Here is a 21,221-nt window from a genome sequence, read left to right as displayed (position 1 = left end):
GACAGTTAACATGGCGGCTGTCGTCCGGCGCTAGGAGACGTTCGTGACACCACCGCTGCACATGAGCCTGGCCGGTCAGGCCGTGGACGCGCTGCGCGAGCTGGTGCTGACGGGGGAGATCCCGGCGGGCGCCCGCGTGAACGAGGTGGAGCTGGCCCAGCGCCTGGGCATTTCCCGGGGGCCGCTGCGCGAAGCGATCCGCCACCTGGCGTCCGAGGGTCTGCTGGTCCTGGTGCCCCACCGCGGCGCGTCCGTGCCCACCGCCGACGCGGCCGACGTGCAGGCGCTGTTCGAGCTGCGCGCGGCCCTGGAGTGCGCGGCGGCCGACCTGGCCGCGTCGCGGCGCACGGAAGCGGACGTCGTGCGCCTGCGCGCGGTGTGCGAGGAGTCGCGCAGGGCCTACTCGGCGGGGGAGCCCTTCCCGTACCGGCTGGACCTGGCCTTCCACCAGGCGTTGCTGGACGCGGCGCGGAGCCCGCGGATCGCCGAGCAGGTCAGGTTGGTGCAGCAGCGCGTGGTGCTCCTCAGGAGCGGGCTGCGCGACGACCCACCGCACCAGCACGCCTCGCTGGACGACCACGACAAGCTGGTCGCGGCCGTGGCGGCGGGAGAACCGGCGCGGGCGTCGGAGGTGATGCGCAAGCACCTGGCACGGGTGTGCGCGCAGATGCTGACCAGCCTCGCCTGACCGCCGGGCTCTTGCCCGCGTCCGCCGCCGCGCGCGCCGGCCGGTGCGCGATGCCCGTGCGAGGCGTTCCGAGGTGTCCGATGCGAGACGCCGGGGTGTGGTTCTCCCTCACTTCGAGCCGGGCGGCCGGCCGCGCCCACTCGGCTGGTTAGTGTCGGGACCGGACGAGGTCAGGGAGGTTCCGTGCGACGTGCAGGGGCGGGGACGCCGGCGAAGCGGATGGTGAAGGTCTTCAACGGCCGGGTCGTGGCGTTGTGGTCGTCCCCTCGGTGGGGGCGGGTGGTCAGCCGGTACCTCACCGTCGTCACCTACACGGGGCGGCGTTCGGGACGGACGTTCAGCACGCCCGTCGGCTACCGGCGGAAGGGGGACGACGTCACGATCAGGGTGGTGCTGCCCGAAGCCAAGACGTGGTGGCGGAACTTCACCGGTGCCGGTGGAGCCTTGTCGTTGCGCTTGGGCGGCGTCGACCGCTCCGGTCACGCCGTCGCGCGGCGGGACGGCAAGGGGCGGGTCACCGTCACCGTGCGACTGGACGGCGAATCCGGCTGACGGGCCGCGCGTGACCGGTACCGCACTCCGGCCGGCGCCGCGGGTGGGCGTGCGACCGGAGTGCGGCGTGCGACGGGGCAGCCGGGCGGCGGGGGGTCAGCCCAGCGTGCCGGTCACCTTCGCGTGGCCCTTGAGCAGGTTGCGGGCGATGGTGCGGCGCTGGATCTCGTCCGTCCCCTCGTAGATGCGCAGCAGGCGGAGTTCGCGGTACCAGCGCTCGATCGGCAGTTCGCGCGTGTACCCCATGCCGCCGTGGATCTGGAGCACCCGGTCGACGATCTCGTTGGCCTTGATCCCGCCGTACAGCTTGGCCATCGACTGGGCCTGCCGGGAGTCGGCGCCCTGGTCCACCAACCACGCGGCGTGCAGGACCAGCCAGCGCAGCGCCTCGATCTCGACCGCCGAGTCGGCGAGCATCCACTGGATGGCCTGGTACTCGGCGATCGGCTGCCCGAACGTCACCCGGTTCTTCGCCTGCTCCACCGCCATCTCGACCAGCCGCTCGCACGACCCGAGCGCCCGCGCCGGGAGCAGGTAGCGGCCCTGGCCGATCCACTGCATGGCGAGGTGGAAACCGCGGCCGACCTCGCCGAGCACGTTCTCCTCGGGCACGCGCACGTCGTCGAACACGAGCGCGGCCGGCCCCCACTGGCCCATCGTCGGGATGGGCTCGGACTTCCAGCCCATGTCGCGGTCGACGAGGAAGCACGTGACGCCGCCGTCGGCGCCCTTCTCGCGGTCGGTCACGGCGAACACCATCACGAAGTCGGCCTCGTTGCCCTGCGTGATGAACGTCTTCTCGCCGTTGACGACCCAGTCGCCGCCGTCCTTGCGGGCGGACGTGCGGATCGCCTTCGCGTCGGACCCGGCGCCCGGCTCGGTGATCGCGAAGCACGACACGCGCTCACCGGAGATCGTCGGCAGCAGGTACCGCCGCTTCTGCTCCTCGTTGCCGTGGAACAGGATGTTGTCGGCGTACCCGCCGAACCGGAACGGCACGAAGCTGCGGCCCAGCTCGGCCTCGACCAGGGCCGTCATCAGCGCGCCCAGCCCCATGCCGCCGTACTCCTGGGGTGTGAGGACGCCGAAGAACCCGGCGGCCTTGGCCTTGTCCTGGAGTTCCTTGAGCTCGTCGCGGGCCAGGCCGGGCAGGCCCTCGCGCTCGCGGCGCAGCACCTCGGGTTCGAGCGGGGTGACCTCCTTGCGCACGAAGGTCCGCACCCACTCGCGGATCTCCTTCTGCTCGTCGTCGAGCGTGAAGTCCATGTCCGTGTCCTCCCTCTGCGAACCGCGCCCGCGGGCTACGCGAACGCGTTGACGCCCGTCAGCGCCCGGCCGATGAGCAACTTCTGGATCTGGCTGGTGCCCTCGTAGAGGGTGGTCACGCGGGTGTCGCGCAGGTACTTCCCGACGGGGTACTCGTCGACGTAGCCGTACCCGCCGAACACCTGGATGGCGTTGTTGGCGACCCGCACGGCGGCCTCGGAGGCGTACAGCTTCGCCATGGACGCCTCGGTCCCGAACGGCTCGCCGCGGTCGGCGAGGTCGGCGCAGCGCCACGTGAGCAGGCGCGCGGCGTCGGTCTCGACGGCCATGTCCGCCAGCAGTTCCTGCACGAGCTGGAACCCGGCGATGGGCTTGCCGAACTGCTCGCGCTCACCCGCGTACTCCAGGGCCGCCTCCAGCGCGCCGCGGGCCGCGCCGACGCACCCGGCGGCCACCGACATGCGGCCGCGGTCGAGGGCGGCCATCGCCAGCGTGAAGCCGGTGCCCGGGTCGCCGAGGCGGGCGGAGTCGGGGACGCGCACGCCGTCGAACCTCAGCGAGGCGGTGGCCTGCCCGCGCATGCCGAGCTTGCCGCGGATCTCGGTGGCGGTGAAGCCTGGCGTGTCGGTGGGCACGAGGAACGCGGTGATGCCACGCGGCCCGGGACCACCCGTTCGTGCGAAGACGAGGGCGACGTCGGCCCACGTTCCGTTGGTGATGAACACCTTGTCGCCGGTGATGAGCCAGTCGGAGTCGCCGACGCGCTCGGCGCGGGTGGTGAGGGACGCGGCGTCGGAGCCGGTGCCGGGTTCGGTGAGCCCGAAGCACCCGACCTGCCGCCCGGAGCACAGGCCGGGCAGCCACCGCCGCTTCTGCTCGTCGGAGCCGTGCTTGGCGATGGTCTTGGCGACGAGCCCGAGGGAGACGGAGATGATGCCGCGCACGGCCGAGTCGCCGCGGGCGACCTCCTCCAGCACGAGGCAGTACGCGAGGTTGTCGCCGCCGGAACCGCCGTGCTCCTCGTCGACGCCGAGGCCGAGGAAGCCCACGTCGCCGAGCGCGGGCACGAGGTCGCGGTCGATGGCCTCCTCCCGGTCCCACCGCGCGGCGTGCGGGATGATCCGCTCCTCGGTGAACCTGTGTGCCAGCTCCCGGAGCTGCCGGTGCTCGTCGGAGATGCGCAGATCCACCGGGGTGACCTCCTAACCGAACGCTGTTAGGTTATCTAACCTAGGCGCGGATTCGACCACAGGCAAGGGGACGACATGCCGAGGAACCCGATCCTGAGTGCCTCGCGCATCAGGACCGTCGCCCTCCACATCATCGACCGTGACGGCCTCGACGGCCTCTCGATGCGCAAGCTGGCCGCTGAGCTGGGCGTTCAGGCCGCCTCCCTCTACGGGCACGTGGACACGAAGGACGACCTGCTGCACGAGGTGGCCGCCGAGATCCTGGCGGAGGTCGACGTGTCCGGGTTCGCGGGCGGCGACTGGCGGCACGGCCTGGTCAGCGCGGCCCGCTCGTACCGCGCGGCGCTGGCCGCGCACCCGAACATCGTGCCGTTCCTCGCCTACGGCCCCGCGCACCGCGAGGCGTCGCTGCGCCGGCTGGACCTCGTGCACGGCGGGCTGGTGTCGGCCGGCTGGTCGCGGCGCGAGGCGACGATGATCGCCGCGTCCCTCATGTACCTGGTGTTCGGCGCGGCGCTCAGCTCGTTCTCCAGCGGGTTCTCCGAGGACCAGGCCCTCTACCGCGACCGCTACCCGAACCTGGACAAGGCGCACCTGCTGCCGTCGGTGGCGCGCGAGCTGGACCGCGACAGCTTCGAGCTGGCGCTGGAGGCGTTCGTCACCGGCCTGGCCGTGCGGGAGCGCGCCGGCGCGGTCGACTGAGGGAACCGGTCACGGCAGGTCCGGGCCGCGGGTGTCGGCGAGCCCGCCGCGCAGCGCGCACGTGCGGCGCAACTGGGCCTCCAGGTCCCGCAGCGCCCGGTCCAGACCGGGCACGACGTCGGTGCCCACGAGCCCGCAGATCTCCGGGCCGGCCTCGTCCAGCGCGACCCGCACGTCGCCGAGCTTGCGCGCCATCGACTCGACCACGGCCGGGTCGACGCGCGGCCCGCGTGCGTCGTCGGAGGCGGCCAGCGCCCTGGTGGCCGCCACCAGGTCGACCACCCCGGCCCCGAAGAGACCCCACCACCCCGACCCCGGCGACGCGGGGTCCTCCGCGGGTGCGTCCTCGTCGTCGTCCACCACAGGCGAACCCTCCCCGGTGCGCTGTGCGTATCGATCGAGGACAGTAGCGCGGGGGCGTGACCGGGGGAGATCGCCGGGACCACTCCAACCCCATCGGACCAACACGATCCGCACCGCCGCGGAGCCGCGGGGGCGTGGCGCCCCGTCCGTCACCGACCTCGCGACGCGAGCGCCTGACCGAGCCGGCGCACCAGCCCGGTGTGATCGGCGAGCAGCCCGGCGACCACCCGACGGTGGGACGTCTTGCGGTGGCGGAAAAGCCGATCGGCTCAACCCGCGGGCGAACGTCCCCACCTCCGCGAGCGCGGCACGGGTCGTGTCGTCGGGCCACCACGCGGCCGGTTCCACGACGTCCGCCCCGATCCGGTCCAGGTCCTCGTCGCTCGTGCCGCGAGGCAGCCTCGGGGAACAGGGGGTGCGACCCCGGCAAACACGATCGCGTCGCGTGTCGGTGGGTGTCGGTAGGCTCGCCCGCGTGGCCGAAGCGGTGGAACTCACGGTGGGCGAACGCGCGGTGCGGGTGTCGAACCCGGGCAAGGTCTACTTCCCGGAACGGGGGATCACCAAGCTCCAGGTCGTCGAGTACTACCTGGCGGTCGCCGAGCCGCTGCTGGGCGTGCTGCGGGACCGGCCGACGACGCTGAAGCGGTACGTGGACGGCGTCACCGGTGAGGCGTTCTACCAGAAGCGGCTGCCCAAGGGCGCGCCCGAGTGGGTGGGCACGGCGCGGGTGAGGTTCCCGTCGGGGCGGCCCGCGGACGAGGTGTGCCCGACGGAGCCGGCGGTGCTGGCGTGGGCGGCGAACCTCGGCACGTTCGACTTCCACCCGTGGCCCGTGCGGCGGGCCGACACCGACCACCCGGACGAGCTGCGCGTCGACCTCGACCCGCAGCCGGGCACCGACTTCCGCGACGCCGTCGAGGTGGCGCTGGTGCTGCGCGGGGTCCTCGACGAGCTGGGCATGACGGGCTACCCGAAGACGTCGGGCGGGCGCGGCGTGCACGTCGCCGTCCGCATCCGCCCGGAGTGGGACTTCGTCGACGTGCGGCACGCGGTGATCGCGCTCGCCCGCGAGGTGGAGCGGCGCGTGCCGGACCGGGCGACCACGTCGTGGTGGAAGGAGGAGCGCGGCGAACGCGTGTTCCTCGACTTCAACCAGGCCGCCCGCGACCGCACCATCGCGTCCGCGTGGTCGGTCCGCGGCACCCCGCGCGCGACGGTCTCCACGCCGGTCACGTGGGAGCGGCTGTCCGCGGTGGACCCGGACGACTTCGACGTGCTGACCGTACCGGGGTACCTGGCCGAGCACGGCGACCCGCACGCGGACCTCGACGGCGAGGCGTTCGGGTTGGAGACGCTGCTCGACTGGTACGCGAACGACGAGCGGGGCGAGCTGCCGTACCCGCCCGACTACCCGAAGATGCCCGGCGAGCCGCCGCGCGTGCAGCCGTCGCGGAAGCGGGGCTGACCTCACTTCAGGTCGAGGCGCATGCCGAACCGGCGGTCGGCGGGGATGTCGTGCGCCTGGAGGTGGACCACCGACCTGCCGCCGCCGGCGGTGGACGTCGTCAGGGTGAACCGGTCGACGCCGCAGTGCAGCCCGATCGGGTCGTACCGAGCCTTGAGCCCGGAGGGGAGGACCACGCGGTAACCGGCGTAGACCAAGGGGTTCACCATGCGCATGATGAACTCGTCCGGCTCGCCGAAGCGCATCAGCGGGGCCGCCTTGCCGGGCCAGTCGACGTCCAGGCGGAGCCTCACCCCGTCACCTCTGCGGAGCGGGGGGTGCGTGAAGTGGACGACGATGTCCACCCTGCCGTCGGGCAGCCACGTGGACGTGTGCCGGTACCGGGTGCCCCGACGCCGTCGGTCTCGACGCTGCCGACGCGGACGCGCACTTTTCGCCGCATCCGGATCGGTTGGTCCCACCTCGGGCCGATGCGCGGGCGGACGAACCACAATTCTTCCTCCTGGGCCACCACGTGCACGGTGATGCTGCCGATGGTGTCGCCGTTCTGGGCGATGTCGAGTTCTTCTTCCCAGCGGTCGATGCGCCACAGCGGCCCGTACTTCTCGTGGATGAGGTCCGGGTACCGCGCGAGTAGCGCCTCGTGCTCTTGCACCTGCCGGCGCAATGCCACGTGTCGACGCGCCAGGATCACGAGGGTGCCGAGGACGTACAGCGCCGTGATGGTCAGCCCAGCCGTCTTCAGGCCGGTGGAACCGATTGCCGCGCCGAGCACTCCGCCGAAGGCCAGGATGCCCAGGGCGCTGTCGAGCAGGCCGCGGACACCTCGATCGGCCAGGTGGTCGTCGAGGAACGAGACGAATCCGGTGGGCACCGCGGCTCCTTTCGCCGGTGTTCCGCACCGAACCGGGGAAACGTGCGAAGTTCAATCCGGTCGATCGCATTGGAATATTCAGGAAGTACATGGAGCGAGTCGCAATTCGTTCGCCCGATCGAGCGAACCCCGTGCTCGCGAGAAGTGCCGCCGCGGATCGGACCGGCCGACCGCCCGTGCCGTTGTTCCACTAGTGCAACCGGTTGGTCCGGGCCCCGGACCAACCGCGAACCCGCTGGGCTGCTCGTACCATGGGGGCCGACGCCGAAGAGAGGGAGCAGGCGATGACCCAGACGTACGTGGTGCGGTTCGTCGGCGGCCCCCTCGACGGGAGGGTCGACTCGCACGCGCGGGCGCCCGAGGCGCCCAGGCCGACCGTCACCCACGTCCACCTGCACGGCGGTCCCAAGATCGTGCACCACTACGACCTCCAGTACGCCGTCGAGTACGGCTGCGAGTACCACCTGCGCGTCGAGGACGGCGCGTAGCCGTCTTCGACGCTTCTTGACAGGGTCAGAAGCCCTCACCTGTAGACATCCGGGCGATGTCCGGTTTACCGTCTCCGTGAGAGCGCTCTCACACTGCTGTGAGTCCCTGCTGGAGGTCCCTGTGCGTTCGATCCGCCCCCATGTGGCGACCGCCGTGGTCGCCGTGGCCGCGGTTGCCGCGATACCCCTCGCCCTGCCCGGGACGGCCAACGCCGTCACGGTCGGAGCCGGGAGTTACGCCGCCACCCGGCCGGCCGGCACCGTCGGCCCGTCAGACCAGAACGGCGCACCCCTGACGCCCAAGGTCACCTCCCGGATGGCCGGCAAGCCGGTCCCGACCAACGACTGGTGGTCGTCGCTGGCCTTCCAGCGCTACCCCGGCAACCCGTACTCCGAGAACATGTACGCCCACCCGTTCACGTTCCACGCGGCGGGTCAGGGCCTGGGCGTCGGCTACCCGACGAGCCCGAACATCACGCCCGACGGGCGCTTCTACGAGTTCATGCACCAGGACGACCTGTTCGTGGGCGTCAGCGGACTCAACGCGCCGCGCACCCAGGTCGACGGCTGGTCCGACTGGACCGTGAGTCCTCTGTGGACCGACGGGGCGCGCACCCTGCGCACGACCATCGGCCACGGCTCGCCCTACGTCTACGCGGAGGCCACCGGCGGCGCGGCGCGCGTCGGGTTCAACGGCTCCACGACGATCTGGAGCAACACCGGCAGCACGCTCGGCGTCTCGGTCAACGGCCGCGACTACGCCCTGTTCTCGCCGAGCAACTGGAACGTCGTGGGCACCGCCGAGGCGACGTCGAACGCGGCGTTCTTCTCGGTCGCCGTCCTGCCGTCGCGCGACGCGCTGGGCCTGTTCCAGAAGTACGCGTTCTCGTTCGTCACCGACACGAAGGTCTCCTGGACCTACAACGCGGCCAACGCGCAGCTCGTCGCCACGTACACGGCGACGACGACCCCCCGCCAGGGGACGCAGACCGGCACGCTCCAGGCGCTGTACCGGCACCAGTGGCTCAACTCCACCGACACGACCACCGCCTACCGCTACGCCTCGCCACGCGGCGAGATGCGGTTGCGCGAAGGCGCGTCGTTCACCACGCGCAGCACCTTCAACGGCGTCCTGCCGGCCCTGCCCCTGTCGTCGGCAGCCGACCGGAACCGCCTGCGCGCGGAGATCGACCAGGAGCTGAACGCGGCCGACCCGTGGAAGGGCGCGAACGACACGTACTGGACGGGCAAGGCGCTGTGGCGGCTCGCCGCGCTGGTCCGCGTCGCGAACCAGATCAACTACACGGCGGGCCGCGACCGGCTCATCGCCCTGGTGCGCGACCGGCTCACCGACTGGCTCACCGCGTCGCCGGGCGAGGCCGGCCGGCACTTCGCCTACGACTCGGCGTGGGGCACGCTGATCGGCTACCCGGCGGGTTACGGCACCGACGCCGAGCTGAACGACCACCACTTCCACTACGGCTACTACGCGCTGGCCGCGGCGATCGTCGCCCAGCACGACCCGGCGTGGGCGTCCGACGCCCGCTACGGCGGCATGCTCAAGCTGCTGGTGAAGGACGCCAACAACTACGACCGCGGCGAGACGCGCTTCCCGTTCCTGCGCAACTTCGACGCCTACGCGGGCCACGGCTGGGCGTCCGGCCACGCGGGCTTCGCGCACGGCAACAACGAGGAGTCCTCCTCCGAGGGCATGATGTTCGCCACCGCCGCCGTGCTGCTCGGCCAGGCGACCGGCGACACCGCGATGCGCGACATGGGCATCTACCTGCACACCACGCAGGAGAGCACGATCGCCCAGTACTGGTTCGACAAGGACGACGCGGTGTTCCCGTCGAACTTCCGGCACGGCACCGTCGGCATGGTGTGGGGCGCGGGCGCCAGCTACAGCACGTGGTGGACCGCCAACCCGGAGGAGATCCACGGCATCAACATGCTGCCGATCACCGGCGGCTCGCTCTACCACGCCGACTACAAGGCCGACATCCTCCAGAACATCAACGAGCTGCGGGCCAACAACGGCGGCACCGAGGTCGAGTGGAAGGACGTCATCACCCAGTTCCTGGCGCTGGCCGACCCGGCGCAGGCACTCGCCCAGTACGGCTCGGGCCTGGAGCCGGAGAGCGGTGACTCCCGGGCGCACGCCTACCACTGGCTCACCTCGCTCGACACCTACGGCACGCCCGACACCTCGGTGACGGCGAACGTGCCCACGCACGCCGTGCTGAGCAAGAACGGCGCCCGCACCTACGTCGCCTACAACCCGGGAGCCGCGGCGGCCACCGTCACGTTCTCCGACGGCCAGACGCTGAACGTCCCGGCGTCGTCCACGGCGTGGCGTGGCCCGGCGGGCAGCGGCGTCGACTCGGGTACCGGTGGCGTCACCCCGACGACCACCACGACCACGTCCACGACGACGACCACCACCACGACCACGACGACCACGCCGCCGCCGACCAGCCGCGACGCGTTCTCCACCATCCAGGCCGAGTCCTACGACCAGCACAACGGCCTGATCAAGGAGACCACCACCGACACCGGCGGCGGGCAGAACATCGCGGCCATCCGCAACGGCGACTGGGCGCTGTACCGGGGCGTCGACTTCGGCAGCCGCACCGGCCGCCAGTTCACCGCCCGGGTCGCCAGCGGCGCCGGCGGCGGCGTCAGCGGCCTCGTCGAGGTCCGCGTCGGCAGCCCCACCGCCACCCCCGTCGGCAGCTTCGCCCTCGCCAACACCGGCGGCTGGCAGTCGTGGCGCACCGTGCCCGCCAACATCACCGGCCTCACCGGCCGCCAGGACGTCTACCTGACGTTCACCAGCGGCCAGCCCGCCGACTTCGTCAACGTCAACTGGATCACCTTCGGGTCCTAGAACTCCCGCCGCCGCATCACGCCAGTCAAAGGAGACTGCGAGATGAACGCGAGGATGAGAGGTGTCATCGGAGCCGCGTCCGCCGCGCTGGCACTGGCCCTGATCGGGTCGGTGGTCAGCCACCAGCCGGCGGGCGCGGGCCCACAGGAAAACCACGTCGACCACGGCAACCACCCCGCCGCGCCCGACGCGCGGCAAGCGGAGGCCATCGAGGCGCAACCCGGCATCCGGGCCGCCTCGGAGTTCCGCGCCAACTGCCGCGCCAGCCACCGGAGCGGCGACGACCCCATCATCTACCCCGACCGGACCGGCGCCTCGCACGTGCACGAGTTCTTCGGCAACCGGTCGACCAACGCCTCGTCCACCTACACCTCGCTCAAGGCCGCGAGCACCACCTGCGACCCGGCGATCGACCTGTCCGCCTACTGGGTGCCCACCCTCTACAAGAACGGGCAGCCGGTCGCCCCGGAGAGCGTCACGGTGTACTACCAGGGCATCCACGACATGCAGCGCGCGGTGCCGCACCCGCCGGACTTCCGGTACGTGGTCGGCAACGCGCGGGCGACGAGCCCGGACCAGAACCCGTCCGCGCGGTGGTCGTGCACCACGCAGTCGCCGTCCAGCCGGGACTTCATGAACTGCCCGGCGGGCACGAAGCTGGAGACCTACCTGGACTTCCCGACCTGCTGGAACGGTCGGGACCTGGACAGCGCCAACCACAAGGACCACGTCGTGTTCTGGAACGGGTCGTGCCCGTCGACGCACAACACGGTCCTGCCCAGGCTGGAGTTCCTGATCACCTACCCGGTCAACGGCGGCGGCCTGTCGCTCGGCGGGACGGTGAACGGGGTCAACGTGACCACCGCGCCGGGGTACACCTTCCACGGTGACTTCATGAACGCGTGGAACCAGCCGGACCTGCAACAGCGGGTGCGCGACTGCGTGAACGCCGGCCGCATCTGCGGCACGAACGGCCGGCCGATCTGATCGACGCGCCGGGCGGTGGTGTCCCCACCGCCCGGCGTCCGTCCTCTGTGGACTCCCTGTCGCCTGCCGGGGCACGCCGTCGCGGGACGACCACGACCACCAGGACCGCGACGACCGCGACCGCCTGTTCCGCCGCCGCGCGGGGACGCCGCGCAGCCTCCACGACCGGCGGCTCGCGGGAATGTCGGTGCCGTAGGGCAAGCTTCACCCCGACAGGTCTTGTGCAAGTCGTGGAGGTAACCGAGATGGCGAAGGCGAAGAACTCGTTGTCCGAGGAGGACATCGACTTTTTGCGCGGGGAGCTGGCCGCGGGCCGCCCGGCCCAGGTCTGGTTCACCTCCGCCGCGGTCGGCGTGGAGGCGGGGCGCTCGGCGAAGGTCGTGGCGTTCACCGAGCCCGCCGAGGGCGACTTCATCCAGGTGCGGCCGACGGGGGACAAGGACGAGCTGTCGTTCTCGCCCGCCGAGCTCACCGTGGAGAAGCCCGCGCCGCGCAAGCGGACGCCCCCGCCCGCGAAGGAGCCCGAACCGCCCGCGCCCGCGCCGGTCGAGCACATCTACACGCCCGCGCCACCTCCCGCGAAGCCCAAGGTCGCCCCGGCGCCCCCCGCGGCCGCCGCGGCCAAGCCCGCCGCCAAGCCGTCGGCGTCGCGCAAGCAGGCCAAGCCGGCCGAGGTGACCGTGACGCTGGTGTCCACGGCCGAGGGCGAGTGGACCGTCGACGTGCAGTGGGGCGCGAAGCGGACGCTGAAGGCCGCGCCCGTGGCCGCGTCGGCGGTGGCCGCGGCGGCGAAGCTGCTGCCCGCCGAGGTCGACGAGGCGGTGGAGAGCGTGCTCAGCGCGGCGCGGGAACGCCACCTCGCACGGGTGGAGCAGTTGCGCGCCGAGCTGGAGGCCGCGCAGCGCGCGTTGGACGAGCTCACGGGCTGACAACCACGTATTGCAACATCTTGATGATTGGTGTTCCGCGATCGAGTGAAGGGACTTCCCACGCCCAGCGGTAGGGCGGACGGTGAGGTCGACCTAGGTTCGGTTCGGATGTCCGCGTTCGATTGTCCGCGTTCGACCACGGGGAGGCACACCATGGCGGTAGAGGTCACGACTGCGGAGCAGGTCCGGCTCGACGGCTGCAGTTGCTGCACCGGCTGCACGGGGCCGGGCTGCGGCTGCTGTTCGAGCTGCTAGACCACGCCGGTAGCCCCGGCCCCGGCCGCCCCAGCGCGCCGGGGTCGGGCAGGCCGCGGGGTCGGGCAGGCCCAAGTCGGGCGGCTCAGGGCGGGCAGACGGTCCCGGACGTCGGGACCTTCGCGTCCACCAGGAAGTCCCGCGCCGCCGTCGTCGCGCACGACGAGTTGCCCAGCGCGCCGTGCCCGGCGCCCTGCCACCCGATGAGCACACCCGCCGGGAGGGCCTGCGCCGCCCGCTCGCCACCGGCCGCAGGCGTCACCGGGTCGGCCGCCGACGTCAGCACCACGATCGGGGGAGCGCCGACGAGCTTCGGCACCGTCGCCGGCTGCGGCACCGGGAACGGGCCGCAGGTGAGCAGCTTGCGGGCGAAGTAGGCGCCGAACAGCGGGTGCTTGCCGCGCCAGTCCTCGGTCAACCCCGCCACCCGCTCGGGCGGGATGCGGGTCGTGGTGTCGTTGCAGCCCGTGACGATGCCCGCGTCCAGCCACGGCGGGTTGTCGTCCGAGTCCAGCAGCAGCGGTTCGACGAACGACGTGAGCTTCGTCCCGTCACCGCCCTCCGCCGCCACCAGCGCGTCGGCCAGCGCGGGCCACCGCGGGCGGTCCGCGAGGCCCGCCAGCACGGCCACCGTCGCCGTGCCCGGCGTCAGGTCGACGTCCTCACCGCGGATCGGGGCGGTGCGCAACGTCCCCAGCAGGGCCTTGAACCGGTCCGTCGCCGCCGCGCCCAGCGGGCAGCCGCGCACCGCGCAGTCGGCCTGGAACGCGGCGAACGCGGCCTCCGCCGCCACCGCGCGCGCCTCGGTCACGCCCTGCACGTCCAGCGTCGGGTCCGGTGCGCCGTCGAACACCATCCGGCCGATCCGGTCCGGGAAGCGGCTCGCGTACAGGGTCAGCACCTTCGAGCCGTCGCCCACCCCGATCGCGTTGAGGTGGGGCACGCCCAACGCCTCGCGCAGCTGCTCCAGGTCGGCGGAGGCGCGCCACGAGTCGACCGCCGGCAGCCGGTTCTCCAGGTCGAGCACGCACTCCTGGCTGGCCCGGCCGACGGCCTCCAGCAGGTCGTCCTGCGTCTCCTCGGCCGGGTCGGACTCGACGATCCCGGCGCGCGCGACGTCCGGCACGCACTGCACCCCGTCGGACTGCCCGGTGCCGCGCCGGTCCACGCCGATCAGGGTGAAGGTGCTCAGCACGTCCGCGGGCAGCGACGCGGCCAACCGCGCCGCCTTGAGGCTGCCCGGCTCGCCGTCCGCGTCACCCACCACCACGAGCGGGCTGCCACCCGTGCCGACGCGCAGCAACCCGAGGCCGAGGCTGCCCCGGCCGGGCCGGTTCGGCGCGTCCAGCCGCACGGTCAGCTGGGCGCACTCGTACTCCCGGTTGCCGGCGGGGGCCGTGTCACCCATCCGGTCGAGGGTCGAACCCGTGCAGCCGCTCCACGACAGACCGACCTCGTCGCCCTCCGCCAGCGGCGGCACCTCGCGGGGGCCGGACGGCACCACGACGGGGGGCTGGTCGCCGCCGTCGCCGTGCACGGCGATCACCGGACGGGTCGACGGGCCCGCGCTGCACGCGGCCAGCGCGCTCAAAGCCACCAGCATCAAGGCGGCGTGACGCCGACGCGGCACAGCGGTCCCTCGCTCTCTCCCAACAGCGTTGGCCCAGCCTCACACAGTCCAGGTGAGACTTCGGTGAGCGGGGAGTGTCGGTGATGTCCGGCAGAATGAAAGCAGGGGACCCCCTGGCGGGGACCTCCGCGCAGCGTGCGACGGGTTCGCGGCGGAGCGTGGGCGGCGTGCGCGTGCGGGGGATCGGGGCGGCAGGCGACCGGTCGCGGCGGCGGGAGCCGTGACCGCGGGCGTGCCCGCCGTCGGGCACGAGTGGTGAGACGTGGGTCACCGGGGCCGGTCGGCGTGCGGTTCGCGGCGGCACCGGCGTGCAGGATGGCCCCGTGGTGACGGTGCACGTCGAAGGTTTCCCGGAACGCGGCCAGGGCCGGTGGGCGGCTCCGCTCTCGGCAGCGGCCCGGGCGTACGGGGCCATACCCCCGCCGGCGCTGGTCCTGCTCGGCATCGTGAGCGTGCAGGTGGGCGCGGCCGTGGCCAAGCAGCTGTTCGCCACCGCCGGGGCCGCGGGCACGGTGACGTTGCGGCTGGTGCTGGCCGCGGCGGTGCTGCTGCTCATCTGGCGGCCCTCGCTGCGCATGGACGCCCGGACGTGGCTCGTCGTCGCCGGCTACGGCCTGGTGCTGGGCGCGATGAACCTCACCTTCTACCAGGCGATCAAGCACATCCCGCTGGGCGCGGCCGTCACGATCGAGTTCCTCGGGCCGCTGGCGGTGGCCGTGCTCGGTTCCCGGCGCTGGCTGGACGGCGCGTGGGCGCTGCTCGCCGCGGCCGGCGTGCTGCTGCTGACCAGGGTGGACGGTGGCCTCGCGCTGCCCGGCGTGCTGTTCGCGCTGTGCGCGGCGGCGTGCTGGGCCGGGTACATCCTGATGGCCGCGGCCCTGGGCAGCCGGACCTCCGACGGCGGCGGGCTCGCGCTCGCGATGGTGTTCGGCGCGGTGCTCGCACTGCCGTTCGGCGTGGCCGAGGCGGGCACGGCGCTGCTCGACCCGGCGGTGCTGGTCGTGGGCGGCGCGGTGGCGCTGCTGTCGTCGGTGGTGCCCTACTCGCTGGAGCTGGAGGCGCTGCGCCGCATCCCGCCGCGCGTGTTCGGCATCCTGATGAGCCTCGAACCGGCGGTCGCCGCGCTGGCCGGTCTGGTGGTGCTCCACGAGGCCCTGCACCCGGCGCAGTGGGCCGCGGTGTTCTGCGTCGTCCTGGCCTCGGTCGGGGCGACCCGCACGGCGAGACCGGAGGGGTAGCCGCGGTGTCGGGCGGCGGTCAGGACCGCTCGGGCGGGGAACCGGGGGCACCGGGTGCCGGTGCCGGCTGCTCGACGCCCAGCGTGCCGTCGAGCAGCTCGCCGCCGCGCTTCTCGAACTCCGCCGCGTAGGCGGCCGAGTACCGCCGGTACGTGGCGAGCACGTCGCCGCCCGCCGCCACCTCGGCCCGGAACTCGTCGCGCATCAACCGCACGGCGTTCACGTCGTTGCGGCGCTTGCGGCTGTGCAGGTACGGCTTGAACGTCACGTTCAGCCCGCCCACCACGGCCGCCGCGAGCAGCAGCACCTTGCCGAGCACCGTCTCCGACGAGGTGAACCCCACCGCCAGCACGGCGGGCACGAGGATCAGCACGACCGTGTAGGCCATGCCGGTGCCGCGGTGCACCACCCGCCACAGCGACAGCCGCCGGCAGTCGCGCAGCATCCGGTCGTCCAGCTCTTGGACCAGCTTCTCCACGTCCCCCACGACCGAGCAGGCTACGCGGGCCGCACCTCGCCGCGCAGGACCGACTCCACGTCGTAGCGGGCGGGCTGCTCCAGCTGGTCGTAGCCGCACGAGGAGGGTTCGCGGTCGGGTCGCCAGCGGCGGAACTGGCCGTTGTGCCGCAGCCGGGCCGGCGCCGCGCCCTCGGTCTGCGAGTAGGCGATCTCCAGCACCCGCTCCGGGCGCAGCGGCACCCACTCGGCGTGCTTGCCGCGCCACCGGTTGATCTCGCCGGGCAGCCGGCGGCCGTCCGGCTCCACCAGCCACGGGTGGTCCCCGGACGTGATCAGCGGCGCGAACTCCTCGGCCAGCTTGCGCCGTTCGGCGGCCTTGAACGAGCCGACGACGCCCACGTGGTGCAGCACGCCCCGCTCGTCGTGCAGGCCGAGCAGCAGCGAGCCGACGGCGGTGCCGGGCTCGGTGTCCTTGTGCCAGCGCAGGCCCGCGACGACGCAGTCGGCGGTGCGCTGGTGCTTCACCTTCACCATGACGCGCTTGCCCGGCTCGTACGCCGCGTCGGCGGGCTTGCCGATCACGCCGTCCAGGCCCGCGCCCTCGAACAGCTCGAACCACTGCCCGGCCAGCGACGCGTCGGCCGTCGCGGGCGTCAGGTACAGCCCGTCACCGGGCGTGACCAGGGCTTCGAGGCGTGCCCGGCGCGCGGTCGTCGGCTCCTCCATCAGCACGTCGTCGCCCAGCGCGAGCAGGTCGAACGCCACGAACCCGGCGGGCGTCCGCTCGGACAGCAGGGCGATGCGGCTGGCGGCCGGGTGGATGCGCTCGGACAGCGCGTCGAAGTCGAGCTTGCCGTCCTTGGCGACGACCAGCTCGCCGTCCAGCACGACCCTCGGCGGCAGGGTGCGCCGCAGCGCCGCCTCGGCCTCGGGGAAGTAGCGGTTGAGCGGCTTGCCGCTGCGCGACTGGAGGAGCACCTCGTCCCCGTCGCGGAACACCAGGACGCGGTAGCCGTCGAACTTGGGCTCGAACAGCAGGTCGGAGCCGGTGGGGATCGTGTCCGCGGTGTTGGCCAGCATCGGCTGCACGGGAGGGGTCAGCGGGAGCGCCACGCGGTCATCCTGCCCCGTCGACCCCGGTCGGCGCACCCGGTTCGGCGGGGACGGGTCCAGCGGGGACGGGTCCGGCGCGGTCCCGGCCCGGGGTCACGCGCGCGTCCGGCGGTAGCGCAGCAGCAGCGCGCTGTCGGCGTGCAGCACCGACGCCAGCTCCAGCGACCGGGGCGCCTCCGGCAGCGGGCCGTGCGCGATGCGCCCCGCGTCGCCGCCGACGAGCAGCGGCGAGAACGTCACGCACAGCACGTCCACCAGGTCCGCCGCGATCAGCGAGCCGAACAGGCCGGGCCCGCCCTCGCAGTCGACGCGGCGCAGGCCCCGCTCGTCCAGCGCCCGCAGCGCCGCCGCCGGGTCCACCGACCCGTCGCCCGCGACCACCACGTCCGCGCCCGCGTCGGCCAGCGCGTCGCGCCGTTCCCGGGGCGCGGACCCTGCGGTCAGCACGATCGTCGGCACGGCGGTGTCCGCGACCAGCGGCGACGACGGCTCGATCGAGCACCGCGCGGTGACCACCGCGATCGGCGGCACGGGCGAGAGCCCCAGCCGGGACCGCCGCTCGGCGCGCACCTCCGTCGCCCTCACCCCGCGGTAGCCCTCCGCGCGGGCCGTCCCGGCGCCCACCAGCACCACGTCGCACAGGTCGCGGCCCAGCGCGAACACCTTCTTGTCGGCGGCGTTGCCCAACCCGCCGGACCGCCCGTCGACGGACACCGCCCCGTCCGCGCTGGACACGAAGTTGACCTGCACGAACGGCCGGTCGAGGTCGTCCGGGTAGGCGTAGAGCCGCTCCAGGTCCGCGTCGGTGATCCCGTCCCCGCGTGGTGGCCACAACATCCGCACCACCACATCCCAGCACGCCGTTAGGCTTCGGGCATGTCCGCCCCACCGCGCCTGTCCGACCGCACCCCGCACGTCGAGGCGGACGAGCTGGTCGGGGCGATGGTCCCGCCGCCGAGGTTCGACGGCGTGCGGTTCGACACCTACCTCCCCAACCCCGACGAGCCCAGCCAGGCCGCGGCCGTCACCGCGTGCCGGGAGTTCGCCGAACGGGTCTCCGGGGGCGGCGACCGGGGGTGGCTCGGGTCGCTGTTCAAGCGGTCGCAGCCGGACGACGCCAAGCCCGGCCTCTACCTCGACGGCGGCTTCGGCGTCGGCAAGACCCACCTGCTGGCCTCGATCTGGCACGCCGTGCCCGGCCCCAGGGCGTACGGCACGTTCGTCGAGCTGACCAACCTCGTCGGCGCGCTCGGGTTCCCGGAGACCGTCGCCCGGCTGTCCGGGCACCGGTTGCTCGCGATCGACGAGTTCGAGCTGGACGACCCGGGGGACACGATGCTGGTGACCCGCCTGATCAAGGAGCTGACCGCGGCGGGCGTGTCGATCGCGGCCACGTCCAACACGCTGCCGGACAAGCTCGGCGAGGGCCGGTTCGCCGCCGCCGACTTCCTGCGCGAGATCCAGGCCATGTCGGCGAGGTTCACCGTGGTCCGGGTCGACGGCCCCGACTACCGGCACCGCGGCCTGCCCGACGCGCCGCCCCCGATGAGCGACGACGACCTGGTCGCCAAGTCCGAGGGCACCCCCGGCAGCACGCTGGACGACTTCGCCGACCTGTGCGCGGCGCTGGCGAAGATCCACCCGTCGAGCTACGGCCGGCTCGTCGACGGCGTCACCGCCGTGCACCTGCGGGGCGTGCGGCCCGCGCCCGACCAGGCCGTCGCGCTGCGCCTCGTCGCGCTCGGCGACCGCCTCTACGACCGCGACATCCCGGTGGCCGTCTCCGGCGAGCCGCTCTCCGAGTTGTTCACCGCCGAGATGCTGCGCGGCGGATACCGGAAGAAGTACCTGCGGGCGGTGTCGCGACTCGTCGCCCTCTCCCGTTGATCACCGTCCCTGACCAGGGTCGATAGCCCGAACGGGGAGGATCGCGGACTCCGTTCGGGGCCGGTTTTGCGGGGTTCGCGCCGGGTATCCGGTGCTGGTGATGAGCGAAGCGGAACGCCGCACCCTCAGCGAGATCGAGTCCAGACTGATGGTCGAGGAGCCGGCCCTGGCCACGGCCCTCGTCGCCGGGAAGGCCCGGCACCCCGTGCTCAGCCATGCCCTCGTGGCCGTGTTCGCCGGCCTGGGCGTGCTGCTGTTGACCCTCGGGTCCTTCGGCCCCGCGCTGGCGTCGCTCGGCTTCGGCGCACTGCTGCTGCTCATGAAGGGCTACAGCTGGCGCTAGCCCGCACCTCGCCGACACCGACACCGACACCGGCACCGACACCGGTCCTGACCGCCGCGGCGGCGCTCATCCCGCGCGCGGCCGGTCACGACCCGGACCCGTTTCACCCCGAACCCGGAAACCCGCTGGCCACCGGGACCGTCCGTCACCCACCATGCCACCGTGGGATTCCTGGACGCCAACGGCCTCGCCTTCCGCCTGCCCGACGGCCGCGAGCTGTTCCGCGACGTGTCGTTCAAGGTGGGCGGCACCGACGTGGTCGCCCTCGTGGGCGCGAACGGCGTGGGCAAGACGACCCTGCTGCGCATCCTGTCCGGCGAGCTGGACCCGACGGCGGGCAGCGTCCGCGTGCAGGGCGGCCTCGGCGTGATGCCCCAGTTCGTCGGTTCCGTGCGCGACGCCTCCCTGGTGCGCGACCTGCTGCTCGCGGCCTCCCCGGCGCCGCTGCGCGCCGCCGCCGCCGAACTGGACGCCGTCGAGCTGGCCATGATGGAGACCGACGACGAGCCCACCCAGATGCGCTACGCCGACGCGCTCACCGCGTGGGGCGAGGTCGGCGGCTACGACGCCGAGGTGCTGTGGGACACGGTGACGGTCGCCGCGCTGGGCGTGCCGTTCGACCGGGCGCGCTTCCGCGAGGTCCGCACCCTCTCCGGTGGCGAGCAGAAGCGGCTGGTGCTGGAGGCGCTGCTGCGCGGCCCCGAGCAGGTGCTGCTGCTGGACGAGCCGGACAACTACCTCGACGTGCCGGGAAAGAGGTGGCTGGAGGAGCGGCTGCGGTCCGCCGGGAAGGCCGTGCTGCTGGTCAGCCACGACCGGGAGCTGCTGAACGTCGCCGCGACGCAGGTCGTGACGGTCGAGGCGCACTCGGCGTGGACGCACGCCGGGTCGTTCGGCACGTGGCACGCCGCCCGCACCGCCCGGATCGCCCGCCTCGCCGAGCAGCACCGCCGCTGGGACGAGGAGCACGAGCGGCTGCGCGACCTCGTCCGCACCCTCCAGGTGCAGGCGCGGATCAGCGAGGTCATGGCCGCGAAGTACCGCGTGCAGAAGGCGAAGCTGGAGCGGTTCGAGGAGGCCGGGCCGCCGCCCGAGCTGCCCGCGGACGAGAAGGTCGCGCCCCGGCTGCGCGGCGGGCGCACCGCCGTGCGCGCCATCACGTGCGAGGACCTGGAGCTGACCGGCCTGATGAAGCCGTTCTCCACCGAGGTGTTCTTCGCCGACCGGGTGGCCGTGCTCGGGTCGAACGGGTCGGGCAAGAGCCACTTCCTGCGACTGCTCGGCGGCGGCGACGTCGCGCACACCGGCGTGTTCCGGCTGGGCGCGCGCGTGGTGCCCGGCCTGTTCGCGCAGACCCACCAGCACCCGGAGTGGATCGGCCGCACCCTCGTCGACGTGCTGTGGCACGGCGAGGGCGGGCGCAAGGGCCTCGACCGGGGCGCCGCGATGGCCGTGCTCAGCCGGTACGGCCTGGGCAAGCAGGGCGACCAGCGGTTCGAGACGCTGTCCGGCGGTCAGCAGGCGCGGTTCCAGGTGCTGCTGCTGGAGCTGTCCGGCGCGACCCTGCTGCTGCTCGACGAGCCGACCGACAACCTGGACCTGAACTCGGCCGAGGCGCTCCAGAACGCCCTGGAGGAGTTCACGGGCACCGTCGTGGCCGTCACCCACGACCGCTGGTTCGCCCGCACCTTCGACCGCTTCCTGCTGTTCCGCTCGGACGGCGAGGTGGTGGAGGTCGACGAACCGGTCTGGGACGAAGCCCGCGTGGCCAGGACCCGCTGACCGGGGGGCCAACGCCCAGGCCCCGGGAGTCCAACCCCCAGGCCCCCTGAGTTCTGCGTTCGGGACCCTTCGCTGAACGGCGGGACCGGCCGATCGTGGAACTCGGAGGGCACGAAC

At 73.0% G+C, this 21,221-nt stretch carries 21 protein-coding genes; 12 read left to right on the top strand and 9 right to left on the bottom strand.

What is annotated here, in order from left to right; translation table 11 throughout:
• Positions 1–43 precede the first annotated feature (43 nt).
• Both CKY47_RS33125 and CKY47_RS33120 read left to right on the top strand, forming a co-directional pair.
• On the top strand, positions 44–688 hold the full coding sequence (locus tag CKY47_RS33125) for a GntR family transcriptional regulator (protein ID WP_306750293.1): 645 nt from the start codon (positions 44–46) through the stop codon (positions 686–688).
• A gap of 219 nt (positions 689–907) precedes the next feature.
• Positions 908–1,240: a nitroreductase/quinone reductase family protein gene (locus CKY47_RS33120; protein WP_306750346.1), complete on the top strand. Its 333-nt coding sequence runs from the start codon at positions 908–910 to the stop codon at positions 1,238–1,240.
• Between the two features lie 96 nt (positions 1,241–1,336).
• On the opposite strand, the gene CKY47_RS33115 is transcribed toward CKY47_RS33120, so the two are convergent.
• Positions 1,337–2,506, bottom strand: coding sequence for an acyl-CoA dehydrogenase family protein (locus CKY47_RS33115; RefSeq protein ID WP_306750292.1), 1,170 nt, complete (start codon positions 2,504–2,506; stop codon positions 1,337–1,339).
• Positions 2,507–2,541: 35 nt separating this feature from the next.
• Positions 2,542–3,696, bottom strand: coding sequence for an acyl-CoA dehydrogenase family protein (locus tag CKY47_RS33110; RefSeq protein WP_306750291.1), 1,155 nt, complete (start codon positions 3,694–3,696; stop codon positions 2,542–2,544).
• Between the two features lie 75 nt (positions 3,697–3,771).
• Between CKY47_RS33110 and CKY47_RS33105 the strand changes: the two genes are divergently transcribed.
• Positions 3,772–4,398 carry a TetR/AcrR family transcriptional regulator C-terminal domain-containing protein gene (locus tag CKY47_RS33105; RefSeq protein WP_306750290.1) on the top strand — a complete coding sequence of 209 codons (627 nt, stop codon included), beginning with the start codon at positions 3,772–3,774 and terminating at the stop codon, positions 4,396–4,398.
• Positions 4,399–4,407: 9 nt separating this feature from the next.
• Here CKY47_RS33105 and CKY47_RS33100 read toward each other — a convergent pair whose 3' ends face one another.
• Positions 4,408–4,758 (bottom strand): hypothetical protein, encoded by a 351-nt coding sequence (locus CKY47_RS33100; protein WP_306750289.1) that lies wholly within the window; start codon positions 4,756–4,758, stop codon positions 4,408–4,410.
• 478 nt (positions 4,759–5,236) lie between these two features.
• Between CKY47_RS33100 and ligD the strand changes: the two genes are divergently transcribed.
• Positions 5,237–6,229, top strand: coding sequence for a non-homologous end-joining DNA ligase (gene ligD, locus CKY47_RS33095; RefSeq protein WP_306750288.1), 993 nt, complete (start codon positions 5,237–5,239; stop codon positions 6,227–6,229).
• Between the two features lie 2 nt (positions 6,230–6,231).
• On the opposite strand, the gene CKY47_RS33090 is transcribed toward ligD, so the two are convergent.
• Together CKY47_RS33090 and CKY47_RS33085 are read right to left on the bottom strand one after the other, a co-directional pair.
• Positions 6,232–6,522 (bottom strand): hypothetical protein, encoded by a 291-nt coding sequence (locus CKY47_RS33090; protein WP_306750287.1) that lies wholly within the window; start codon positions 6,520–6,522, stop codon positions 6,232–6,234.
• Entirely contained in the window at positions 6,519–7,103 is a 585-nt protein-coding gene (locus tag CKY47_RS33085) for a hypothetical protein (protein ID WP_306750286.1), read from the bottom strand. The genes CKY47_RS33090 and CKY47_RS33085 overlap by 4 nt, the downstream gene beginning before the upstream one ends.
• A 284-nt stretch (positions 7,104–7,387) precedes the next feature.
• On the opposite strand from CKY47_RS33085, the gene CKY47_RS33080 reads away from it, so the two are divergent.
• The 4 genes from CKY47_RS33080 to CKY47_RS33065 all read left to right on the top strand — a co-directional run bounded on the left by CKY47_RS33080 (position 7,388) and on the right by CKY47_RS33065 (position 12,397).
• Positions 7,388–7,591: a DUF8847 domain-containing protein gene (locus CKY47_RS33080; RefSeq protein WP_306750285.1), complete on the top strand. Its 204-nt coding sequence runs from the start codon at positions 7,388–7,390 to the stop codon at positions 7,589–7,591.
• Positions 7,592–7,754: 163 nt separating this feature from the next.
• Complete coding sequence (locus tag CKY47_RS33075; protein ID WP_306750284.1) at positions 7,755–10,481, top strand: glycosyl hydrolase; 2,727 nt, start codon at positions 7,755–7,757, stop codon at positions 10,479–10,481.
• Positions 10,482–10,523: 42 nt separating this feature from the next.
• Positions 10,524–11,468, top strand: a complete 945-nt coding sequence (locus CKY47_RS33070) for a DUF1996 domain-containing protein (protein WP_306750283.1) — start codon at positions 10,524–10,526, stop codon at positions 11,466–11,468.
• A gap of 245 nt (positions 11,469–11,713) precedes the next feature.
• Positions 11,714–12,397 carry a DUF6319 family protein gene (locus CKY47_RS33065; protein ID WP_306750282.1) on the top strand — a complete coding sequence of 228 codons (684 nt, stop codon included), beginning with the start codon at positions 11,714–11,716 and terminating at the stop codon, positions 12,395–12,397.
• Positions 12,398–12,737: 340 nt separating this feature from the next.
• On the opposite strand, the gene CKY47_RS33060 is transcribed toward CKY47_RS33065, so the two are convergent.
• The gene (locus CKY47_RS33060) at positions 12,738–14,255 is read right to left on the bottom strand and encodes an alpha/beta hydrolase (RefSeq protein WP_306750281.1); all 1,518 of its coding nucleotides are present in this window, start codon (positions 14,253–14,255) and stop codon (positions 12,738–12,740) included.
• Between the two features lie 359 nt (positions 14,256–14,614).
• On the opposite strand from CKY47_RS33060, the gene CKY47_RS33055 reads away from it, so the two are divergent.
• A complete protein-coding gene (locus tag CKY47_RS33055) occupies positions 14,615–15,520 on the top strand; it encodes an EamA family transporter (RefSeq protein WP_306750345.1) in 906 nt (301 codons plus the stop codon).
• 19 nt (positions 15,521–15,539) lie between these two features.
• On the opposite strand, the gene CKY47_RS33050 is transcribed toward CKY47_RS33055, so the two are convergent.
• From CKY47_RS33050 to CKY47_RS33040, 3 genes are all read right to left on the bottom strand, one after another.
• On the bottom strand, positions 15,540–16,007 hold the full coding sequence (locus CKY47_RS33050) for a hypothetical protein (protein ID WP_306750280.1): 468 nt from the start codon (positions 16,005–16,007) through the stop codon (positions 15,540–15,542).
• Between the two features lie 11 nt (positions 16,008–16,018).
• Complete coding sequence (locus CKY47_RS33045; RefSeq protein ID WP_306750279.1) at positions 16,019–17,092, bottom strand: ATP-dependent DNA ligase; 1,074 nt, start codon at positions 17,090–17,092, stop codon at positions 16,019–16,021.
• 93 nt (positions 17,093–17,185) lie between these two features.
• On the bottom strand, positions 17,186–17,929 hold the full coding sequence (locus tag CKY47_RS33040; RefSeq protein ID WP_306750278.1) for a pyrimidine reductase family protein: 744 nt from the start codon (positions 17,927–17,929) through the stop codon (positions 17,186–17,188).
• A gap of 39 nt (positions 17,930–17,968) precedes the next feature.
• Between CKY47_RS33040 and zapE the strand changes: the two genes are divergently transcribed.
• The 3 genes from zapE (at position 17,969) to CKY47_RS33025 (ending at position 21,104) form a co-directional block, all read left to right on the top strand.
• On the top strand, positions 17,969–18,979 hold the full coding sequence (gene zapE / locus CKY47_RS33035) for a cell division protein ZapE (protein ID WP_306750277.1): 1,011 nt from the start codon (positions 17,969–17,971) through the stop codon (positions 18,977–18,979).
• A 100-nt stretch (positions 18,980–19,079) separates the two neighbouring features.
• Positions 19,080–19,322: a DUF3040 domain-containing protein gene (locus CKY47_RS33030; protein ID WP_306750276.1), complete on the top strand. Its 243-nt coding sequence runs from the start codon at positions 19,080–19,082 to the stop codon at positions 19,320–19,322.
• A gap of 162 nt (positions 19,323–19,484) precedes the next feature.
• Positions 19,485–21,104 carry an ABC-F family ATP-binding cassette domain-containing protein gene (locus CKY47_RS33025; protein ID WP_306750275.1) on the top strand — a complete coding sequence of 540 codons (1,620 nt, stop codon included), beginning with the start codon at positions 19,485–19,487 and terminating at the stop codon, positions 21,102–21,104.
• Positions 21,105–21,221: the final 117 nt, after the last annotated feature.

This window comes from Saccharothrix longispora (genome assembly GCF_030852425.1).
Lineage (GTDB): Bacteria > Actinomycetota > Actinomycetes > Mycobacteriales > Pseudonocardiaceae > Actinosynnema > Actinosynnema longispora.
Note: the sequence above shows the minus strand (reverse complement) of the source record. Positions and strands in the feature narration are given on the sequence as shown.